Source organism: Kribbella pratensis (assembly GCF_004365355.1).
GTDB lineage: Bacteria > Actinomycetota > Actinomycetes > Propionibacteriales > Kribbellaceae > Kribbella.
In genome coordinates, this window is record NZ_SODP01000002.1 from 60,826 (window position 1) to 78,312 (window position 17,487).

A 17,487-nucleotide genomic window follows, 5' to 3' on the forward strand; every position below is an offset into this window, starting at 1 on the left:
CGTCGCATGCGCGCAGTGGTCAGCTCGAGAGAGCCCGGTCAGCCCTCGACACCGGTCGCGTCGTGTGACGTGCCGACCGGCTTGCTCTCCGGGGATCCGCGCTCGCGCAGATAGATGCTCAGCACGGCCATCGATCCGACCGCGAGGAACTCCGACTGCCAGTTCTGCAGACTTCGGCTCCAGAAGTCGGCCGAGCCGACATACGACAGCCACGACACCGGATCCTGAAGCTGCCTCAACTGGTCCTCGTTGAACGTCGACCAGCCCGCGACCGACTGCACCAGCCAGCAGGCGAGGAACACCGAACCCATCACCAGACCGAGCGACGAGGAGAACAGCTTGGTCCGCCAGCCGCCGACTCGCGCCCACCGCGGCGAATCAGGGCCGGCGTAGGCACCGACCTTCTGCTCCTCGTCGGACTCCCGCCCCGCGTTGTCCAGCGGCTTCGATTCCGGTGAGCCGCGTTGCACCAACCAGACGGTCAGGACGATGTAGAGCAGGAACTGCAGGTACTCGCTCTGCCAGTTCTCGGTCACGTCCACGGCGAAGTCGGCCGACGTGACATAACGGCCGAACGAGACCGTCGCCAGGCCGTCGGTGATCTGCTGATTGTTGTACTCCGCCAGGCCGGCGAAAGCCTGTCCGATCAGCGCCGCGAGGAAGAGCCCTCCGAAGACAAGGCTGAGCGAGTTGGTGCGCACGAAGCCCCGGACCCGGCTCATCGCTGCATCAGCCCCAGGGTGAAGAAGTAGGCCAGACCGAGGACGATCACGGCCAGATAGACGATGAAGATCAAGCGCACCAGCCATCACCCCTTGACCTTGCAGTCGTACGGCAGCTGCCCCTGCGCAGTACACGCGGCCGCCACGATCTTCCAGCCGTCATCGAAGTCGGCGAGGAAAGCCGTGTCCCGACCGGTCCGCGCTTGGGCCTCCGTGCCGTACTGCCGCAGCTCGACCACCGTGCCACCGGCGGGGATGTCTTCATCGAGGATTGCCGAGGCGCACCGCGCCTGCGACGACTGCTCGACCTCATGCACGGTCTGCGGCGCCAGCAAGTCGCAGGCGGCAGCTCCGTCGTTGCGCTGGATCGCCTGATAGAACTGCTCCGCCACGCTCGACGAGGCAGCAGGCAACCGCGCTCCACAGGAGCTGACCGCGAGCACAATCGTGCCTAGTACTACGCAACCGGCCGACCATCTCATGCCCAGCAGGTACCCAAAGTCATCCCCGTGGGCCCGAGCCCGGTGAGCGGCGAAGGGCCCAGCAGCGCGTGTGGGGTTGCGCCGAGCCTGGGCCCTCCGGGGAAGACCAGCCTATGGCGGTACAGTCCCCCTCGACACCCCTGACACTCCAAAGCGTAAAGTGATCGTCACAAGGAGTAGGTGGGGCCCAACGGCCGGGTCGAGGCGTGGTCAGTGCGGCAGTTTGCGAGTCTCGATCAGTTGCTGTGCCACGTCGCGCAGCTTGGTATTGGTGTCTTGGGAATAGCGTTTGAGCACCTCGAAGGCGCGGGCTTCGTCGAGCTGGTAGCGCTCCATCAGGATGCCCATGGCCTGTCCGACCAGTTTGCGGGCGTCGATCGCCAGCGCCAGAGTTTCCTCCTTGCGGGCGGTGGCGACCGCAACCGAGGCGTGCCTCGCCAAGATCTGGGCGATCGCCTGGTCATCGGCATCGAACGCATCCGGTTTCACGCTGTACAGACCCAATACCCCCACGGTTCCAGCCGCGGTGGTGAGCGGCACGTCGAGAACACTCCGCACGCCCAGCGAGCGCACCTTCGAGGCCCAGTCGGGCCAGCGGTCGTCGAGCTCGGTGTCGCGGACCAAGACGGTCGTGTGCTCGCGCATCGACACCACCAACGGACCCTCCCGCCCCGCCATCAGCCACAGGAAGATCTCTTCCACCACCGGGTCCGTGGCCGCCGGAACCTCGGGCTTACCTGCGCGGGACAAGGCGACGCCTGCGTGGGAACAGCGCAGGGCCTGCAGCGCGAAGTCGACCACCGCCTGCACGGTCTCCTCGACCCCGCCGGAGTCGTGCAGACTCACCGCGAGCTGCGCGAACAGGTCCGCTCGCTCGGCCGCGGTGAGCTCGACCCGCGGCTGGTCAGGCCGGCGGTGCGCGCCGCCAGACGGTTCGTCCATGCGGCAATAATGCCAGGATCGGCAGGGGGACCCGCAGCAACGCCACCGGCTCCAACGCGTTCAGGGAGCGACGATCAGCGCCTGGGGCGCGGCCTGTTTGATGCGGGTGTTGAGCCAGGTGAGCTGCTGACTCGTCTCGGCCTGGCAGGCGGACGCCGTTTGGAGCAGATCAGGGTCCCGAAGGCCCTGGGCGGCCTGGGCGATGACGGTCCACGTGACGTCGACGAACGACCCGAGTGCGTACAGGTCCTGGAGATCGCGCAGCAGCCCGACACCGCCCGAGCGCGCGCCGCCGAACTCCGCGGCCTTGAGACGCTCCGGCTCGTTGTCCGCGTCCTCGCCGTACCGGTCGACAGCTGCTTGCAATTGCTCCACATGCGCACGCGACTTGCCGGCGAGCAGCTCGCACAGTTGCACGACGTCCGGCTCGTCGCCGTGTCCCTGCCCGATCTGGTCGAAGGCGTCGGCCAAGGCACCTTCCGCGTGCCGCAACAGTCCGAGGTACGTCGAGACATGCATCAGCGCTTCACCTTCCGTACTCGGACCGCGGCCACTTTGAAAAGCGGCTGCTTCGACACCGGATCCCACTCGGTGATCGTGACTTCGTTCGCGGCCGTCGGCGGTCCGTCCGCGTTGTCCCAGTAGCCGAAGTGGAACGGCAGGAACAAGACGCCAGGACGCAGCGTACCGACCCGGCACTCGGCCTCGACGCGGCCGCGGGCCGACTCGACCACCACCGTCTCTCCCGCCGCCACCTGCAGCTCGGCAGCGTCTTGCTCGGAGAGCTCGACCCACATCCGCGGCTCGGCGCGGCGCAGCCGCGGCGATCGCCCGGTCTTCGTCCGCGTGTGGAAGTGGTACGGCGACCGCCCGGTCGTGCCGATCAGCGGGAACTCGGCCGAGGTCGTCTCCGGCGGCGGTCTGAAGTCCGCCGCTTTGAGGAAGGCTTTGCCTCCCGGCTGCTGTGCCTTGTACTTCTCGGGCGTCGTCGAGCCACCGGTGGTGAGGTCGTGCCCGAAGTCCTCGCAGACCGCCGGATCGGTCGGGAACACCGCATCCGCGTACAGCCGGTCGGTGCCCTCGGGCTGATCAGCCGTGCACGGCCATGGGATCCCGCTCTCGCCGCGAAGGGCGTCGTACGTCAGACCGCTGTAGTCACATGGCCTGCCGCGGCTGCATTCCTTCCAGGCGTCGAACGCGCCCTCCGGTGTCTTCCAGCCGATCAGACGATGCCCGTCCCGGTCGCGGAAGTCCATCCGCTCGGCGTAATCGAGGAAGATCTCGAGGTCGCTCCGCGCTTCTCCCGGCGGGGCAACGGCCTGCTCGGACAGATGGACGGTCCGGCTCGCGTTCGTGAACGTGCCCTGCTTCTCGCCCCACAGCGCGGCCGGCAGGACCACATCGGCGTACGCCGCCGTCTCGGTGAAGAAGCCGTCCTGGACCACGAGGAACAGCTCCTGCTTGCCAAGGATCTCCCGGATCCGGCCGAGCGCGGGCAACGAGACGGCCGGGTTGGTGGCGGAGATCCAGAGGAAGTCGATCGAGCCTTGTTCGACGTACCGCCACAGCTGCATCGCATGCGTCGGCGGCGCCCAGTGCGGGATCACCTGCCGGTCGACGTTCCACAGCTGAGCCAGCTCGTCGATGTGGTCGGGGTTCGCCCAGTTCCGGAAACCGGGCAAATCGCCGTCCGCACCGCACTCCCGGGTGTTCTCGGCGGTCGGCTGACCGTTCATCTGCAGGACCCCGCAGCCCGGCTTGCCGATCATGCCGCGGAGCAGGTGCAGATTGTTGACCTGGCACGAGGCCGCGGTCGCCTGATGCGACTGGTAGAAGCCCTGCAGCACGGTGGACAGGACCCGCTCGCTGGTGCCGAAGATCTCGGCCGCGCGGCGCAGATCGGGCGCGGGTACCTCGCAGATCTCGGCGACCTTCACCGGTGTGTACGGCTCGACGGTTTGCGCGAGGTCGTCGTACCCGAGGGTGTGTTCATCGACCCAGGCGCGGTCGATCCAGTCGTGAGCAATGAGCTCGTGGATCAGGCCATTCATCAGGGCCTGGTTCGTCCCCGGGAGCGGTCGCAGGTGTACGCCACCGGTGCGTACCGCGGTCTCGGCGACCGCCGTCATCCGCGGGTCGACGGCAACAACCGCAGGGGTGTCGGCGCCCTCGATCCGGTCGAGGACGCGGGACCAGAGCACGGTCTGCGTAGCAGCCATGTTGTGGCCGAACAGGAAGAGCGCGTCACAGGCCTCGATGTCGTTGTAGCTTCCCGGCTGACCGTCCGAGCCGAACGTCTCCTTCAGTGACGCGGCCGCCGTCGCCGTGCAGAGCCGGGTGTTGCCGTCCATGTGCGGCGTACCGAGACCGGCTTTCCCGATCACGGCGAGCGTGTAGTACTCCTCGAGAAAGAGCTGGCCGCTGGTGTAGAAGCCATGCTGCAGCGGTTGACGACGCTTCGACTCGGCAACGATCCGGTCCATCGCGGCGTCCCAGCTCGCCTCGACCAGCGTGCCGTTCTGTCGTACCAGCGGACGGGTCAAACGGTCCTGATCGCTCCACTGCCACGAGGCGTACAACCCCTTCGGGCCGAGCCGGCCGTGGTTGATACGGTCCCCTGCTCGTCCGCGGACGCCGACCATTCGCCCGTCCTTGACCGCGATGTCGCAGGCACAGCCGTTGCTGCACAGCACACACGCCGACTGCACCCAGCGGTCCACCTCGTCCTCGGCCACCGCGAGCTCCTGATCGACCCGCACGGGCCACTCGGTGTCCCGGCCGTGCGGCGTCCGCGGCCCCCAAACATCCTGAACACGATCAGCCATGCCGCGCCGGTACCCCGGGTTTACGCCTTGATTCAGGGCTGGAGCAGGACCTTCACCGCGCCGTCGGCCTTCTGCTGGAACATCTGGTACGCCGCGGCGCCGTCCGACAGCGGCAGGTGGTGGGTCGCGAAACTGTCGACTCCCAACGGATCGTCGTCGGTCAGGAGCGGAAGGATCTGGCCACTCCACCGGCGGACGTTCGCCTGCCCCATCCGGAACTGGATCTGCTTGTCGAACATCGTCAGCATCGGCAACGGATCCGCGGCTCCGCCGTACACACCGACCAGCGAGATCGTGCCGCCGCGACGAACGACGTCCACGGCGAGCAGTAGCGCCGCGAGCCGATCAACGCCGGCCTTCTGCATGAACGTTCGCTGGACCGTGTCCGGCAGCAGACCGGCGACCTGCTGCGTGATCCGCGCGACGGGCGAGCCGTGGGCCTCCATCCCCACCGCGTCGATCACCGAGTCCGGACCGCGCCCGGCAGTCCGGTCGCGGATCGTGTCGGCGACGTCGGCGGCGTACTCGACGGTCTCGACCCCGTTGTTCCGGGCGCGTTCCAGCCGCTCCGGAACGAGGTCGACGGCGATCACGCGATGACCGCGGTGCTTCGCGATCCGGCTCGCCATGTCACCGATCGGGCCCAGACCGAGGACGACGACCGTGCCACCGTCCGGGATCCCGGCGTACTCGACCGCCTGCCAGGCCGTCGGAAGCACATCGGAGAGATAGACGAAGCGGTCGTCCGGCGGGCCGTCCGGCACCTTGATCGGTCCGTACTGCGCTTGCGGCACGCGCAGGTACTCCGCCTGGCCGCCCGGGACCTGCCCGTACAGCTTGGTGTAGCCGAACAGCGCGGCGCCCATCCCCTGCTCGCGAACCTGCGTCGTCTCGCACTGCGTCTGCAGACCTTGGTCGCACATGAAGCAGGACCCGCAGGCGATCTGGAACGGTATAACGACCCGGTCGCCCGGACTCAATCCGGGAACCTCGGACCCCGTCTCCTCGACCACCCCGATCACCTCGTGGCCGAGCACATCACCGGCGTCCAGGAACGGGCCCATCACCTCGTACAGATGCAGGTCCGAGCCACAGATCCCCGAGGAGGTCACCCGCACGATCGCATCGGTCGGGTCCTGGATGCGCGGATCCGGCACCTCGCCGTACTCGATCTTTCGCTTGCCTTGCCACGTCAGCGCTTTCATCGAATCTCAATTTCCCTGTCCATCGGCCGACCTCAGTGCGGGGCCAAGGTCGGAGCGGAAGAAGTCGAAGAAGCCATCCATGTCCGGTCCCGCGTTGATGAGCGCCAGGTGGTCATAGCCGGCATCGGCGTACTGCGTTGCGACCTCGAGGTGCCGCCGTACGTCGGGACCGCAGCCGAACTGGTCGCGCATGTGCTCGGCCGTGACGAGTTCCGTCGCCGCGTCGAAGTTCACCGGATTGGGCAGCTCGGACTGCACAGGCCAGCCGGTCACCCCGAACCGGAACAAGCGACGCGCCGACTCTGCGGCCTCGTCAACCGACGGCGCCCAGGCCAACGGCACCTCGGCGTACCGCGGGCCGCTGCCACCAGCCTTCACGAACTCGTCGATCAGGTCCGGCCGTGGCTCTGTGACGAACAACGCGTCGCCCAGCTCGCCTGCTAACCGGGCTGCCTCGGTCCCACCGGCGGCTATTGCGATCCGCGGCAGCTCGTCCGGCAGATCGAAGACTTTCGCGTCCTCGAGTCGAAGATGCTTGCCGTCGTACGACTGGTAGCCGCCGCTCCACAGCAAGCGGATGATCTCGAGCGCTTCGCGGAGCATCTCGTGCCGGGTCGTCGCCGCGGGCCAGCCCTGTCCGACGATGTGCTCGTTCAGCCGCTCACCGGCGCCGACCCCGAGCGTGAACCGCCCGTCCGACAGCAGCGCTGTCGTGGCCGCGGCCTGCGCAACGATGGCCGGGTGATAGCGAATGAACGGACACGTCACGCCGGTCGCCAGCTCGAGCCGCGAGGTCCGCGCGGCGATCGCGGCGAGCATCGAGAAGGCGAAACCTGAATGCTCGTGCTCACTGACCCATGGGTGGAAATGATCGCTCACCTCCACGAAGTCGAATCCGGCCTCCTCCGCCTTGACCGCCTGCGCGACGATCTCGGTCGGCGAGTAGGCCTCGGCGATCAGCTTGAAGCCGATACGCATCGACACACCTCCTGGTGGCTGTCGGCAACGGACAGTGCCCCGGTGCCCTCCGCATCTCGTGCGAAACGACGGCGATGTGTAACTGTTGAGAGCCGGGGCACCGCACACAGTAAGGAGCATTGGTCCACTCGAGGGGCTGGTGATCCCAGGTCTCTGCGTTCTGACCAGTAGCGCAGGGACCGTTCAGACAGACCTGTGTCAGAGCGGGTACCGGGACGTCGTGACGCTCAGCGGACTGTTTACCGGCACTGTCGCTGGGACGGTGGGGCTGGAAGAAGAGCTGTTGCTGGTCCGCCGGGGGAATTGGCTCCCGGCGGACGTCGCCTCGGTGGTTGCCGAGATCGGGGACCCGCGGGTGAAGCCGGAGCTTCCGGCTTGTCAGCTAGAGATCGCGACCTCGGTCCACAAGAACGCGCTGGACGCCGTCGAGGAGCTGCGTGCGTGCCGGGCGATGGTTGCTGCCGCCTGTGGTCCTGAGTTGGCGGCGATCGCGGCCCCGGTTCATCCGTTGGTCGACGGTCCTGTCGCGCTGTCGCGGACCGATCGGGCGGCCGGGCTCGGAGCCCGCTATCGCGAGGTCGTGGGCCGGCAGCTCGTATCTTCGTTGCAGGTCCATCTCGCGTTCGGCGACGCCGCCTGCACGCTGGGCGTCTATCACGCTCTCCGGAACCTGCTACCCGAGTTGGCCGCGCTGGCCGGTGCGGCGCCGTTCGCTGCGGGACGGGATACCGGCTTGTGCTCCGTACGGCCGGTGATCGCTGCGCAGTTGCCCCGCCAAGGTGTGCCGCCGGCCATCAGCTCGTGGGAGCAGTACGCGGACGATCTCGCCTGGGCGGTCCGAGGGGGCGCCTTCGCGGACGCTTCGGAGTGGTGGTGGGAGCTGCGACCGCACATGCGCTACGGCACGCTCGAGCTGCGGGTCCTCGACGTACAGGCGACTGTGGATCGGACCAGCGCACTCGTTCGGTTCGTGCATGCGCTCGGGGCCGGTCTTGCCGACCTGCATTGCCGCGGTGAGCTGCCGCCGCCGGCGCCGACCTGGAGGATTGCGGAGAACCGTTGGTCCGCCCTACGAGACGGCGTCCGCGGCGACTTGCTCGACCTGCACACCGGCGTACGACGGTCTACCCGCGGCTGTCTGCAGACGCTGATCGATATCGCGGAACCCTATGCTCCGGGCGGATTGGATGACGCGCGGACGCTGGTGGACAACCCGCCGGTCGAGCATCTTCGAGCGCTCGGCCCCGACCGCGTCGTGCCCTGGCTGGCAGAGGTGTTCAGCGGCGTTTGATCGGGAGTGTGTGGGTGCCGTCGCAGAACGGCGGGATGCCGGTCCGTCCGCAGCGGCACAACGCGACGGTACGCCGGGACGCCGGGATGGGTTCCCCGTCCTCGTCCACGAGCTGAAAGTCACCGCGGACCAGCAGCGGGCCGTCCGGGTAAGCACGAATCTCGTTCATGAAAACGCTGTACCCACAGGCGAATCCGGGCGGGTACCGGGATGCATGCAACTACCTTCCCCGCGTGGGCCGCTCAGCGCCTGGTTGACGAACCGGCTGACACAACGCGACCACGCAACGCTCACTTTTGAGATCGAACCACTCGATCGCCCGTACGACGACGAGGATCTGCAGCTCGCACTGTGGATCGCCTACGAGCTTCAGTACCGCGGTTTCGACGGCGTGGACCCCGACTGCCAGTGGGATCCCGACGTGATCGCGTTCCGGTCGAGGCTGGAGCGGCCCTGGAGCGACTGGCTCGAGGCGAACTGCCGGGTGATGCCGACCACGGAGCCCGTCCCGGTGCAGCTGAAGGCCTTGATTGCTTCCGACGACGGTCCGCGCTTGGCGCCGTACCTGCGTCGGCATGCCACCGAGGAGCAGTTCCGCGACTTCGTCCTCAACCGGTCCGTGTACCAGCTGAAGGAGGCCGACCCGCACAGCTTCGGCATCCCGCGGCTCGACGGCGCGGCCAAGGCGGCGCTGGTCGAGATCGAGGCCGACGAGTACGGCGGCGGCCGCCCCGAACGCATGCACTCCGAGCTGTTCCGTACGACGATGCGCTGGCTCGGCCTCGACGACAGCTACGGCTCGTACGTCGGCGTCGTACCCGCCGTGACGCTCGCCGTGTCGAACGTGATGTCGCTGTTCGCGATCCATCGACGCTGGACCGGCGCGCTCGTCGGCCACCTGGCCGCACTCGAGATGACCTCGACCCTGCCCAATCGCCAGTACGCCGCGGGAGCCTTCCGGCTGGGCGCCTCCGAGGACCAGGCGCGCTACTTCACCGAGCATGTGGAAGCCGACGCCGTCCACGAACAGATCGCCGCCTACGACCTGTGTGGCAACTACGTGCGACAACACCCCGATTCGACCGACGACGTACTCTTCGGCGCCAGTTGCTCACTCACGATCGACAACCTCTTCGCCCATCACCTACTCAGCAAGTGGAACCACCGCTCCGTCGACCAGTCACGATCAGCTCTCCGGGTCACACAGCACCCGGGTGTCGGCGGGCAGACTGAAGGATGACTCCGGCGCCGCGAAGGGCGGCCAAATGCGGCGCCGGCGCCGGTTGAACGGACGCACCCAGCTGTCTGGCGAGGTTGTAGGTGATTTCCGGACGGAGAGCGCCGCCGCCGGTGAGGAGTACGCCTCGATCGAGCGCATCAACGATTTGCGGACCGTAGTCGCCACGCAGGAGCTGGACGGTCGACTCGGCGATTTCCCGGACGAGCTGCGAGACCGGCAGATTGCGTCCTAGGTCGACGACTCCCAACGCCGTACTGCGGGCGCCACTCAGACAACCACCTGCCAGGAGCGCGACCTCGGTCAGCTCGGCGCCCACGTCGACGACCAGAAGCGGCTGTGCCAGGTCGGCACGGGCGCCCAGCGCGGCCGCCTTGACGCTGGTGATCGTCAGGACGGTCTCGGGGTCGAGGACTTCCAATACCGACAAGAGCTCGCCGCGGCTGACTTCGTCGCAGGCAACCGGGATCGTCGCCACGACAGTGGGTCGGCGGCGTCCGCCCACCCGAGAACACACGAGATCACCGAGCACGCCGGACACCGCACGCGGGTCGATGATCTTCCCACGGCGCACCGCCTTCCTCGCCGTACCAGAGGGCGCCGTCGGTACGTCGACGATCAGGCCGTGCTCCGGAGTCCAAGCCCTGGTCCGAGCACTCCCCACATCGACGGCGATCCCCACAGCAGTCCGGCCGGTCCAGTCACTCAACCGCCGCGACCCGAGGCTCGTCATTGGCTCGGCTCCTCGAGGTTTTGGCGGACATCACAGGGCCACTTGCTGACAGCGCACGCAGTAGCGCACGTAGGGCAAGATCTCCAGCCGTCCGACCGGGATCCGCTCCTCGCAGCGGTGACAGACGCCGTACGAGCCGTCGTGAACGCGATCCACAGCCGCATCGATCTCGGCCAGGACCATCCGGATCGCCGTGGTCTGTGCGGTGACGAGGTCCTTGTTCGCGTTGGGTTTGTCCGACTCCATCGCCGTCACCTGGGCGAGGCGGGTGTTCCGCTCATGCTGCAGCCGTTGCAGGATCTCGTGCCTGCGGCGCAGATCTGGCTGACCGCCCGAACCGCCGGTGCCGGCGGCCATCCGTGGTGTGTTCATGTCCACACCATGGCCGCTCCCGCACGGCTTTCCCATCGGGACCAGCACCCATCTTCGCCACCCATGCGCAGATGGGTGTCAGCACCGATCGACACCGCTACGGCAGGAGAGGATGCTGGCGGCGTGGCAGCAGACCCGGATCGGATCACGAGATAGTGGAGGCTGTTGATCGAGGAGAAGGGAGCGCGGCGGTGTCGTTGTTCTGGCGGATCTTCGCGCTGAACGCCGTCGTGCTCGGGGCGGCGACCGCGTTGCTGCTGTGGGCACCGGTGACGGTCTCGGTTCCCGTGCTGTTCACCGAGGCTGCCGTCCTGATCGGCGGCCTGGCGATCATGCTGGTCGCGAACGCCGCGCTGCTGCGGATCGGGCTCGCTCCGCTCGCGCGGCTGACCCGCCAGATGTCGACCGTCGATCTGCTCCGCCCCGGCCAGCGCCTCTCGGTGACCGGCCACGGCGGAGTGCCCGATCTGCTCCGCGCGTTCAACGACATGATCGGCCGGCTGGAGAGCGAGCGAGCCACCAGCGCGGCGCGAGCCTTGTCGGCGCAGGAGTCCGAACGTCGCCGGATCGCCAGGGAGCTCCATGACGAGGTCGGCCAGAGCCTGACCGCTGTGCTCCTGGATCTCAAGCGCGCAGCCGACCGCTCGGACGATCCTGCTCTGCGCGTCGAACTCGCACAGGCTCAGGAGACCACCCGATCCAGCCTGGACGAGGTACGCCGACTCGCCCACCGGCTGCGCCCCGGCGTACTGGAGGATCTGGGTCTGGTCAGTGCGCTCACCGCGCTGACGACCGAACTGTCGGATCACACCGGTCTGCTCGTACGCCGGCACTTCGAAGCCGGCCTTCCGAAGCTCGACGAGCAGACCGAGTTGGTCCTGTACCGGGTCGCGCAGGAGAGCCTGACGAACGTCGCCAGGCATGCCGACGCACAGCGCATCGATCTGTTTCTGACCGGCCGCGAAGGCTTCGTAGTACTGCGGATCCAGGACGACGGTCACGGGATCGGCCTTGCGCACGAGGGCGCCGGCCTTCGTGGGATGCGCGAACGTGCCCTGCTGATCGGAGCGACCCTCGAGCTCGCCACCGCGCCGACCGGCGGCGCAGAGGTCAGCCTGACAGTGCCCGTACACGGAAGCGACGCCTAACGTGCAGCCCACCAGAATCCTTCTCGCTGACGACCACGCGCTGGTACGCCGTGGCGTCCGGCTGATCCTGGACAGCGAGCCCGATCTGGAAGTCATCGCGGAGGCAGCTGACGGTAGCGAGGCGGTATCGCTGGCCGGCAGGCTGCCGGTCGATCTCGCGATCCTGGACATCGCGATGCCGCGAATGACCGGGCTCCAGGCTGCGCGGGAGCTGTCCGTCGTACGCCCGGACCTTCGGGTGCTGATGCTGACGATGTACGACAACGAGCAGTATTTCTTCCAGGCGCTCAAGGCCGGCGCGTCCGGGTACGTCCTCAAATCGGTCCTCGACCGCGACCTGGTGGAGGCCTGCCGGGCGACGATGCGGGGCGAGCCGTTCCTCTACGCCGGCGCCGTGACAGCCTTGGTGCGCACCTACCTGGACCGTGTCCGTCAGGGTGTCGACCTGCCGCAGCAGATCCTCACGGCACGCGAGGAGGAGGTGCTCAAACTGGTTGCCGAGGGCAACTCTTCGAAGGAGATCGCCGAAATCCTCACGATCAGCATCAAGACGGTCGAGCGCCACCGCTCGAACATGCTGCAGAAACTCGGCCTCCGCGACCGCCTGGACCTCACCCGCTACGCCATCCGCGCCGGCCTCCTCGAGCCCTGATGCACCGACTCCGCTCGGGTCGCGTTAGCAAGCGTCCAGGATTTCGGCGATCTCGCCGGCGGTTGTGCGGACGATGTGCGGTAGGCGGTTCCAGCGGGCGACCTGGGAGCCGAGCGCGATCTGGTCGAGCTCGTCGCGCGAGGTGGAGAACGGGACCTCGCTGTCGTATCGGCGCGAGTGCCATGCACCGTTGCGGTAGTAGGTCTCGATGAAGCCTTCGGGTCCGGCGGCCGATGGGTCGTGCGGCGCGATGGTACGGACTTTGCCGTCAGTCGGGGCGGAAACGGTCATGTCTGGCTACCTCCTTGCGTCGTTCGGCGGGCGAGATCGTCGTTCGCGGTAATCCGTCATCTGTCAGATGACGGGGAATTCTGTCATCGGTTGGATGACATCGTACAGCAGTTCGGCGAAGAACGCAGCGTCCGGACAGATGGCCGTGCCGGTTCGGGAATGGGTACCGGCGATCCATGTTCGAGGACTTCACTCTGGAGCAGTTCGACGTCGACGGCCAGCGCCTCCGGGTTCGGTACGGCGGCCGCGGGCCGGCCGTCGTACTGCTCCACGGCCACCCGCGGACGCACACGACCTGGTACGCCGTCGCGCCGGAGCTCGCAGCAGCCGGATTCACAGTCGTATGCCCGGACCTCCGCGGCTACGGCCAATCCGGGAAACCCGTCACCGACGCCGGCCACACGCCGTACTCCAAGCGCGCGATGGCCCGCGACATCGTCGGCCTGATGGACGCGCTCGGCCACGAACGGTTCGCCGTCACCGGCCACGACCGCGGCTCGTACGTCGCCTACCGGACCGCGCTCGACCATCCCGACCGCGTCAGCAAGCTCGTCGTGATGGACAGCGTTCCGGCCGTGGAGGCGTTGGAACGCTGCGGCGCGGAGTTCGCCGCAGCGTGGTGGCACTGGTGGTTCTTCGCCCAGCAGGAAAAGCCGGCCGAGCGGGTGATCTGCGCCGATCCCGACACCTGGTACGAGGCCTGGACGAAGAACTCGCCGCAGGCCCTCGGACCGGACAACCACGCCGACTTCCTCGCCGCAATCCGCAACCCGGCAACCGTGCACGCGATGCTCGAGGACTACCGGGCCGGCCTCACCATCGACCGCCACAACGACGAAGTCGATCGAGCCGCCGGACGCCGCATCGAATGCCCCACCCTTGCCCTGTGGTCAACCGACGACGACATGGAACAGCTGTACGGCGATGTCGTCGACGTGTGGCGCCCCTGGTGCCGTGAGGTCGACGGCTACGGCATCAAGAGCACCCACCACATCGCCGAACGCAACCCGCAGGACCTCGTCCGGGCGCTGCGTACCTTCCTGTAGCCCGGACTACCGAGGGACGTCGCCGCGCCAGGTGCCGGTCTCGGAACCGCGGCTCTCGATGAACGCCTTGAACCGCTGGAGATCGCCCTTCACGCGACCTTCCACCACACCGAACTTGTCACCGACCTTCTCCAGGAAACCTTCGGGGTCGATGTCCATCTGCGCGGTCACCCGGCTGGTGTTGTCGGACAGCTTGTGGAAGGTGACGACGCCGGCATGGTTGGGCCCCGAGTCGGACTTCCAGGCGATCCGCTCGTCCGGGTGCTGCTCGGTCACCGTGGCGTCGAACTCGCGCGTCGCGCCGCCGACCTTCACCACCCAGTGGTTGTGCGTCGCGTCCAGCTGGCGAATCTCCTCGACGCCTTCCATGAACTGCGGGAACGACTCGAACTGCGTCCACTGGTTATACGCCGTCGTCACCGGCACGTCGACATCGATCGACTGCGTGATTGTGCTCATATCCCCTACCTGCCTTCCGTCTGTGCTCGCGACCCGGTTCCCTGCCCCTTCGCCACGAAACACGATTTGCTGCGGCCCGATCCGGGAACAGGTGGGTCCCATCTGGACGTCCACCAGAACAGGTGATGAGGAGGTCCGCGTGGCTGAACGGATCCGCGTGGCGACGCTGAACATCTGGTGCCGGCACGGCGACTGGCCTGCCCGGCGCGACGTACTCCGCGAGGGATTCAAGGAACTGCGCCCGGACCTCGTTGCCCTGCAGGAGACCGTCGTCGACGACGCCGGCGACCAGGTTCGCGAGATCTTCGGTGATGAGTACGCCGTACTGCACCAGGGCCGGCGTACGCCAGAAGGTGTTGGTTGCTCCCTGGTCAGCCGATGGCCGGCGGTGCGCGTCGAGGAGATCGATCTGTGCGTGACCGAGCGAGTGAACCCGCAGGACTTCCCCGGACGGTCGACCGCTGCGGAATTCGAAACGCCGTTGGGGCCCGTGCTCTTCGTCAATCACAAGCCGAACTGGCAGGTCGGCTACGAACGCGAGCGCGAATTGCAGGCCCTCGGCGTCGCACGGTCGATCGACCAACTGGCCGCCGACCGAGACGACCTCCACGTCGTCCTGGCGGGCGACTTCGACGCCAGACCCGAAACAGCCGGCGTCCGTTTCCTCACCGGGCGGCAGTCACTCGGCGACTACAGCGTGAACTATCAGGACGTCTGGGAGATCGCCCGCCCAGGTGAGGACGGCCATACCTTCACCTTGGAGAACCCGTCGATCGTGGCGGAGGCGGACTGGTCGCGGATCCCGCCCAGACGGATCGACTACATCATGGTCCGCTGCGACGACCGAGGCCCCACTCTCCGCATCCACTCGGCCGACCGCATCTTCGACACCCCGACCGAAGGCGTCCACGGCTCCGACCACTTCGGCGTCACCACAGACCTCGAATCCCCCGAAGCTAACTGACCCGACGCCGGTTCCTGGCCGCCTCCGCCATCGGCTACGCCCTGGCCGAGGCATCGGGCGGATGGCTGAGCGGCTGCGGGCTTGTGAGCGATTGCACCCGGGTACCGGCTGTGGCTGGAGAAGCGTCGGACTCGCGGGAAGAGGGTGGGGAAATGGACAAGTCAGCCTGGATCTTGGGCGTGATCGCACTGGTCGGTGCAGGTCGGCTGTGGCTCGGTTACCGAGCTGGGGAGCTCCGTCGCCCCGGCCACCGACGTCGGCATGCCTGAGCCTCTGTCGTGATCGGAGAGCAGAGCGCTGTCGTGGCCGGGCGATATCGGCTGGGTGTCCGGCTGGGCCGCGGCGGCATGGGCGAGGTCTACCGGGCGACTGACGAACTCCTGGGCCGCTCCGTCGCCATCAAAGTGATGCTGCCGGTGGCGGACACGCTCGCGGCTGAGGAGCGGTTCCGCCGGGAGGCCCGAGCTGCCGCGAAGATCGCCGATCCGCATGTCGTGACGTCGTACGACTTCGGTGAGTACGGCAATGGCTATTACCTCGCGATGGAGCTGGTCGAGGGTCCGACCGTCAGCGAGGCGCTGCGCGAGCACGGGCCCTTCACTCCAGCGCGAGCCGTCGACCTGGTCCGGCAAGCAGCACGCGGGCTCGCCGCGGCACACCGCTGCGGCGTCGTACATCGCGACATCAAGCCCGGAAACCTGCTGCTGTCGGCGGACGGAACGCTCAAGATCACCGATTTCGGCATCGTCCGGCTCCTCGACGACAGTACGACGACACTCACCGCGACGGGCCAGATCGTTGGCTCGAGCCACTATCTGGCGCCGGAGCGCATCGCGGGGCGGCCCGCTCTCCCGGCCTCCGACGTCTACGCCTTGGGCTGTGTCCTGTACCAACTGCTGACTGGCCGTCCGCCGTTCACCGGGGACGACCCGGCTGCCGTCATGTACCAGCACCTCGAAGCGGAGGCGCCGCGGCCCACAGGACTACTGCCGGCCATTCCCTCGAACGTCGAGGCTCTGCTGTTCTGGATGCTCGAGAAGGATCCGTCGAACCGGCCGACCGCGCAGCAAGTCGCAGCCGGCGCTACCCCGCCGCCTGTCGTGGACCGGACCGCGGAAACCGTCGTACAAAGCATCCCGACGCGGCCACGAGTTTCCCGGCGGCAAGTCTTTGCAGCGACCGGGGCAACCATCGCCGTCGCCATGGCAGCGACCGTCGGCGTTCTGCTCGACCGGACCGACGTACCTCGGCCGCGAACGGATGATCTGCCCGCAAGCACCAGCTCGACGGTTCCGAGCTCACCTCGATCGACCACGCCGGTCCAGAAGACTCCCGTCGCGAAGACCACCAGCCGACCGGCCACGTCCGGCGCGTCCACACCGACGCCGGTCAGAACCACTCCCGGCGGCCCCGCCGGCCCCTCGACGAAGCCGCAGCCGCCACAGAAGCCGACAGGCAAAGACCACCGCAAGACCCCGAAGCCACACCCGCACAAGAAGCCGTGAGGCCGCCGCCCGCTGGTAAAGCAAATGAATGAATCAAACAATTCTTTCACTGCGCTAGGTGATGTTACGGGCGCGTAGAAGGAAAGTTACACCGGACGTGTTCCAGGTCGTTTGCTGGCGAAACCGCGGGGTACCCGAATGAAGTCATTACGGGGGTCGTCCTATGCAGGAGGGTCCATGGGAATCGGGATTTCGGTGTTCTTTTTGGCACTCGGCGGAATTCTGGCGTTCGCCGTCCACGACGGTATTGCCGGCGTCGACCTGACCGCAGTCGGCTACATCTTGATGGGTGCCGGCGCGATCGGCCTGGTGGTTGCTCTGGTTTTCGCGAACCAGCGCGCACACACCAGCCACGTTTCTGTCCAGGAACGTCGCAACATCCAGGAATGACGGTCGGCTGATGGCACAGCACGAGCACCACGAGCACGATGATGCCCGCTCGATCCTGCTGCGGTCGCTGCTCCGCAGGGTTGCGGACGATCCGTTCCCGTCCACCACGATGCTCGACATGATCGAGGACCTACTGAGACCGGACGAGGTCTCGATGTATGTGGCCCTTCTGGTCCGGAAGATCGATTCAGAGGTCTTCCCGAGTATCCCCATGCTGCAGCGTCTCGCAGCCCTGGCCGAATGAT

General features: G+C 67.2%; 21 protein-coding genes. 9 read left to right on the top strand and 12 right to left on the bottom strand.

The window, feature by feature from the left end; translation table 11 throughout:
- Positions 1-38: 38 nt before the first annotated feature.
- The 7 genes from EV653_RS16735 to EV653_RS16765 form a co-directional block, all read right to left on the bottom strand.
- On the bottom strand, positions 39-722 hold the full coding sequence (locus tag EV653_RS16735) for a DUF6766 family protein (protein ID WP_134104453.1): 684 nt from the start codon (positions 720-722) through the stop codon (positions 39-41).
- Between the two features lie 86 nt (positions 723-808).
- Positions 809-1,204, bottom strand: coding sequence for a hypothetical protein (locus EV653_RS16740; protein WP_134104455.1), 396 nt, complete (start codon positions 1,202-1,204; stop codon positions 809-811).
- A 210-nt stretch (positions 1,205-1,414) separates the two neighbouring features.
- Complete coding sequence (locus tag EV653_RS16745) at positions 1,415-2,146, bottom strand: GAF and ANTAR domain-containing protein (RefSeq protein ID WP_134104457.1); 732 nt, start codon at positions 2,144-2,146, stop codon at positions 1,415-1,417.
- Between the two features lie 60 nt (positions 2,147-2,206).
- A complete protein-coding gene (locus EV653_RS16750) occupies positions 2,207-2,665 on the bottom strand; it encodes a hypothetical protein (RefSeq protein ID WP_134104460.1) in 459 nt (152 codons plus the stop codon).
- Positions 2,665-4,971 carry a molybdopterin oxidoreductase family protein gene (locus tag EV653_RS16755; protein WP_134104462.1) on the bottom strand — a complete coding sequence of 769 codons (2,307 nt, stop codon included), beginning with the start codon at positions 4,969-4,971 and terminating at the stop codon, positions 2,665-2,667. Before EV653_RS16755 ends, EV653_RS16750 begins: the two co-directional genes overlap by 1 nt.
- A gap of 32 nt (positions 4,972-5,003) precedes the next feature.
- Positions 5,004-6,176, bottom strand: coding sequence for a zinc-dependent alcohol dehydrogenase (locus tag EV653_RS16760; protein WP_134104464.1), 1,173 nt, complete (start codon positions 6,174-6,176; stop codon positions 5,004-5,006).
- 6 nt (positions 6,177-6,182) lie between these two features.
- Entirely contained in the window at positions 6,183-7,154 is a 972-nt protein-coding gene (locus tag EV653_RS16765; RefSeq protein ID WP_134104466.1) for a TIGR03557 family F420-dependent LLM class oxidoreductase, read from the bottom strand.
- Between the two features lie 220 nt (positions 7,155-7,374).
- On the opposite strand from EV653_RS16765, the gene EV653_RS16770 reads away from it, so the two are divergent.
- Entirely contained in the window at positions 7,375-8,445 is a 1,071-nt protein-coding gene (locus EV653_RS16770) for a carboxylate-amine ligase (protein WP_166679461.1), read from the top strand.
- On the opposite strand, the gene EV653_RS16775 is transcribed toward EV653_RS16770, so the two are convergent.
- Complete coding sequence (locus EV653_RS16775; protein ID WP_134104470.1) at positions 8,432-8,614, bottom strand: CDGSH iron-sulfur domain-containing protein; 183 nt, start codon at positions 8,612-8,614, stop codon at positions 8,432-8,434. The two genes, EV653_RS16770 and EV653_RS16775, sit on opposite strands and share 14 nt — an antisense overlap.
- Positions 8,615-8,659: 45 nt before the next feature.
- Between EV653_RS16775 and EV653_RS16780 the strand changes: the two genes are divergently transcribed.
- Positions 8,660-9,685, top strand: coding sequence for an iron-containing redox enzyme family protein (locus EV653_RS16780; protein WP_134104472.1), 1,026 nt, complete (start codon positions 8,660-8,662; stop codon positions 9,683-9,685).
- Here EV653_RS16780 and EV653_RS16785 read toward each other — a convergent pair.
- Both EV653_RS16785 and EV653_RS16790 read right to left on the bottom strand, forming a co-directional pair.
- On the bottom strand, positions 9,645-10,415 hold the full coding sequence (locus tag EV653_RS16785; RefSeq protein ID WP_134104474.1) for a rod shape-determining protein: 771 nt from the start codon (positions 10,413-10,415) through the stop codon (positions 9,645-9,647). The two genes, EV653_RS16780 and EV653_RS16785, sit on opposite strands and share 41 nt — an antisense overlap.
- A 30-nt stretch (positions 10,416-10,445) precedes the next feature.
- On the bottom strand, positions 10,446-10,787 hold the full coding sequence (locus EV653_RS16790) for a TraR/DksA family transcriptional regulator (protein WP_238159847.1): 342 nt from the start codon (positions 10,785-10,787) through the stop codon (positions 10,446-10,448).
- Between the two features lie 191 nt (positions 10,788-10,978).
- Here EV653_RS16790 and EV653_RS16795 point away from each other — a divergent pair, with 191 nt between their 5' ends.
- Both EV653_RS16795 and EV653_RS16800 read left to right on the top strand, forming a co-directional pair.
- Positions 10,979-11,935 (top strand): HAMP domain-containing sensor histidine kinase, encoded by a 957-nt coding sequence (locus EV653_RS16795; RefSeq protein WP_202871709.1) that lies wholly within the window; start codon positions 10,979-10,981, stop codon positions 11,933-11,935.
- A 1-nt stretch (position 11,936) separates the two neighbouring features.
- Complete coding sequence (locus EV653_RS16800; protein WP_134104478.1) at positions 11,937-12,587, top strand: response regulator; 651 nt, start codon at positions 11,937-11,939, stop codon at positions 12,585-12,587.
- Positions 12,588-12,611: 24 nt separating this feature from the next.
- Here the strand turns inward: EV653_RS16800 and EV653_RS16805 are convergent, their stop codons facing one another.
- Positions 12,612-12,878, bottom strand: coding sequence for a hypothetical protein (locus EV653_RS16805; protein ID WP_134104480.1), 267 nt, complete (start codon positions 12,876-12,878; stop codon positions 12,612-12,614).
- 176 nt (positions 12,879-13,054) lie between these two features.
- On the opposite strand from EV653_RS16805, the gene EV653_RS16810 reads away from it, so the two are divergent.
- Entirely contained in the window at positions 13,055-13,924 is an 870-nt protein-coding gene (locus EV653_RS16810) for an alpha/beta fold hydrolase (RefSeq protein ID WP_134104482.1), read from the top strand.
- Positions 13,925-13,930: 6 nt separating this feature from the next.
- Here EV653_RS16810 and EV653_RS16815 read toward each other — a convergent pair whose 3' ends face one another.
- On the bottom strand, positions 13,931-14,383 hold the full coding sequence (locus EV653_RS16815; protein ID WP_134104484.1) for an SRPBCC family protein: 453 nt from the start codon (positions 14,381-14,383) through the stop codon (positions 13,931-13,933).
- Positions 14,384-14,522: 139 nt separating this feature from the next.
- On the opposite strand from EV653_RS16815, the gene EV653_RS16820 reads away from it, so the two are divergent.
- The 4 genes from EV653_RS16820 to EV653_RS16835 all read left to right on the top strand — a co-directional run bounded on the left by EV653_RS16820 (position 14,523) and on the right by EV653_RS16835 (position 17,486).
- Positions 14,523-15,347, top strand: a complete 825-nt coding sequence (locus EV653_RS16820) for an endonuclease/exonuclease/phosphatase family protein (protein ID WP_166679462.1) — start codon at positions 14,523-14,525, stop codon at positions 15,345-15,347.
- Positions 15,348-15,625: 278 nt separating this feature from the next.
- The gene (locus EV653_RS16825; protein ID WP_238159849.1) at positions 15,626-16,852 is read left to right on the top strand and encodes a serine/threonine-protein kinase; all 1,227 of its coding nucleotides are present in this window, start codon (positions 15,626-15,628) and stop codon (positions 16,850-16,852) included.
- Positions 16,853-17,029: 177 nt separating this feature from the next.
- The gene (locus EV653_RS16830; protein ID WP_134104488.1) at positions 17,030-17,242 is read left to right on the top strand and encodes a DUF6458 family protein; all 213 of its coding nucleotides are present in this window, start codon (positions 17,030-17,032) and stop codon (positions 17,240-17,242) included.
- 10 nt (positions 17,243-17,252) lie between these two features.
- The gene (locus tag EV653_RS16835; protein ID WP_134104490.1) at positions 17,253-17,486 is read left to right on the top strand and encodes a hypothetical protein; all 234 of its coding nucleotides are present in this window, start codon (positions 17,253-17,255) and stop codon (positions 17,484-17,486) included.
- Position 17,487: the final 1 nt, after the last annotated feature.

Excerpts from the sequence above, each read along its gene's own strand:
- EV653_RS16745 (WP_134104457.1), bottom strand. The coding sequence starts at position 2,146 with ATGGACGAACCGTCTGGCGGCGCGCACCGCCGGCCTGACCAGCCGCGG.
- EV653_RS16735 (WP_134104453.1), bottom strand. The coding sequence starts at position 722 with ATGAGCCGGGTCCGGGGCTTCGTGCGCACCAACTCGCTCAGCCTTGTC.
- EV653_RS16805 (WP_134104480.1), bottom strand. The coding sequence starts at position 12,878 with ATGACCGTTTCCGCCCCGACTGACGGCAAAGTCCGTACCATCGCGCCG.
- EV653_RS16780 (WP_134104472.1), top strand. The coding sequence starts at position 8,660 with ATGCAACTACCTTCCCCGCGTGGGCCGCTCAGCGCCTGGTTGACGAAC.
- EV653_RS16755 (WP_134104462.1), bottom strand. The coding sequence starts at position 4,971 with ATGGCTGATCGTGTTCAGGATGTTTGGGGGCCGCGGACGCCGCACGGC.
- EV653_RS16750 (WP_134104460.1), bottom strand. The coding sequence starts at position 2,665 with ATGCATGTCTCGACGTACCTCGGACTGTTGCGGCACGCGGAAGGTGCC.
- EV653_RS16785 (WP_134104474.1), bottom strand. The coding sequence starts at position 10,415 with ATGACGAGCCTCGGGTCGCGGCGGTTGAGTGACTGGACCGGCCGGACT.
- EV653_RS16810 (WP_134104482.1), top strand. The coding sequence starts at position 13,055 with ATGTTCGAGGACTTCACTCTGGAGCAGTTCGACGTCGACGGCCAGCGC.
- EV653_RS16740 (WP_134104455.1), bottom strand. The coding sequence starts at position 1,204 with ATGAGATGGTCGGCCGGTTGCGTAGTACTAGGCACGATTGTGCTCGCG.
- EV653_RS16760 (WP_134104464.1), bottom strand. The coding sequence starts at position 6,176 with ATGAAAGCGCTGACGTGGCAAGGCAAGCGAAAGATCGAGTACGGCGAG.
- EV653_RS16790 (WP_238159847.1), bottom strand. The coding sequence starts at position 10,787 with ATGAACACACCACGGATGGCCGCCGGCACCGGCGGTTCGGGCGGTCAG.
- EV653_RS16765 (WP_134104466.1), bottom strand. The coding sequence starts at position 7,154 with ATGCGTATCGGCTTCAAGCTGATCGCCGAGGCCTACTCGCCGACCGAG.
- EV653_RS16775 (WP_134104470.1), bottom strand. The coding sequence starts at position 8,614 with ATGAACGAGATTCGTGCTTACCCGGACGGCCCGCTGCTGGTCCGCGGT.
- EV653_RS16835 (WP_134104490.1), top strand. The coding sequence starts at position 17,253 with ATGGCACAGCACGAGCACCACGAGCACGATGATGCCCGCTCGATCCTG.
- EV653_RS16830 (WP_134104488.1), top strand. The coding sequence starts at position 17,030 with ATGGGAATCGGGATTTCGGTGTTCTTTTTGGCACTCGGCGGAATTCTG.
- EV653_RS16815 (WP_134104484.1), bottom strand. The coding sequence starts at position 14,383 with ATGAGCACAATCACGCAGTCGATCGATGTCGACGTGCCGGTGACGACG.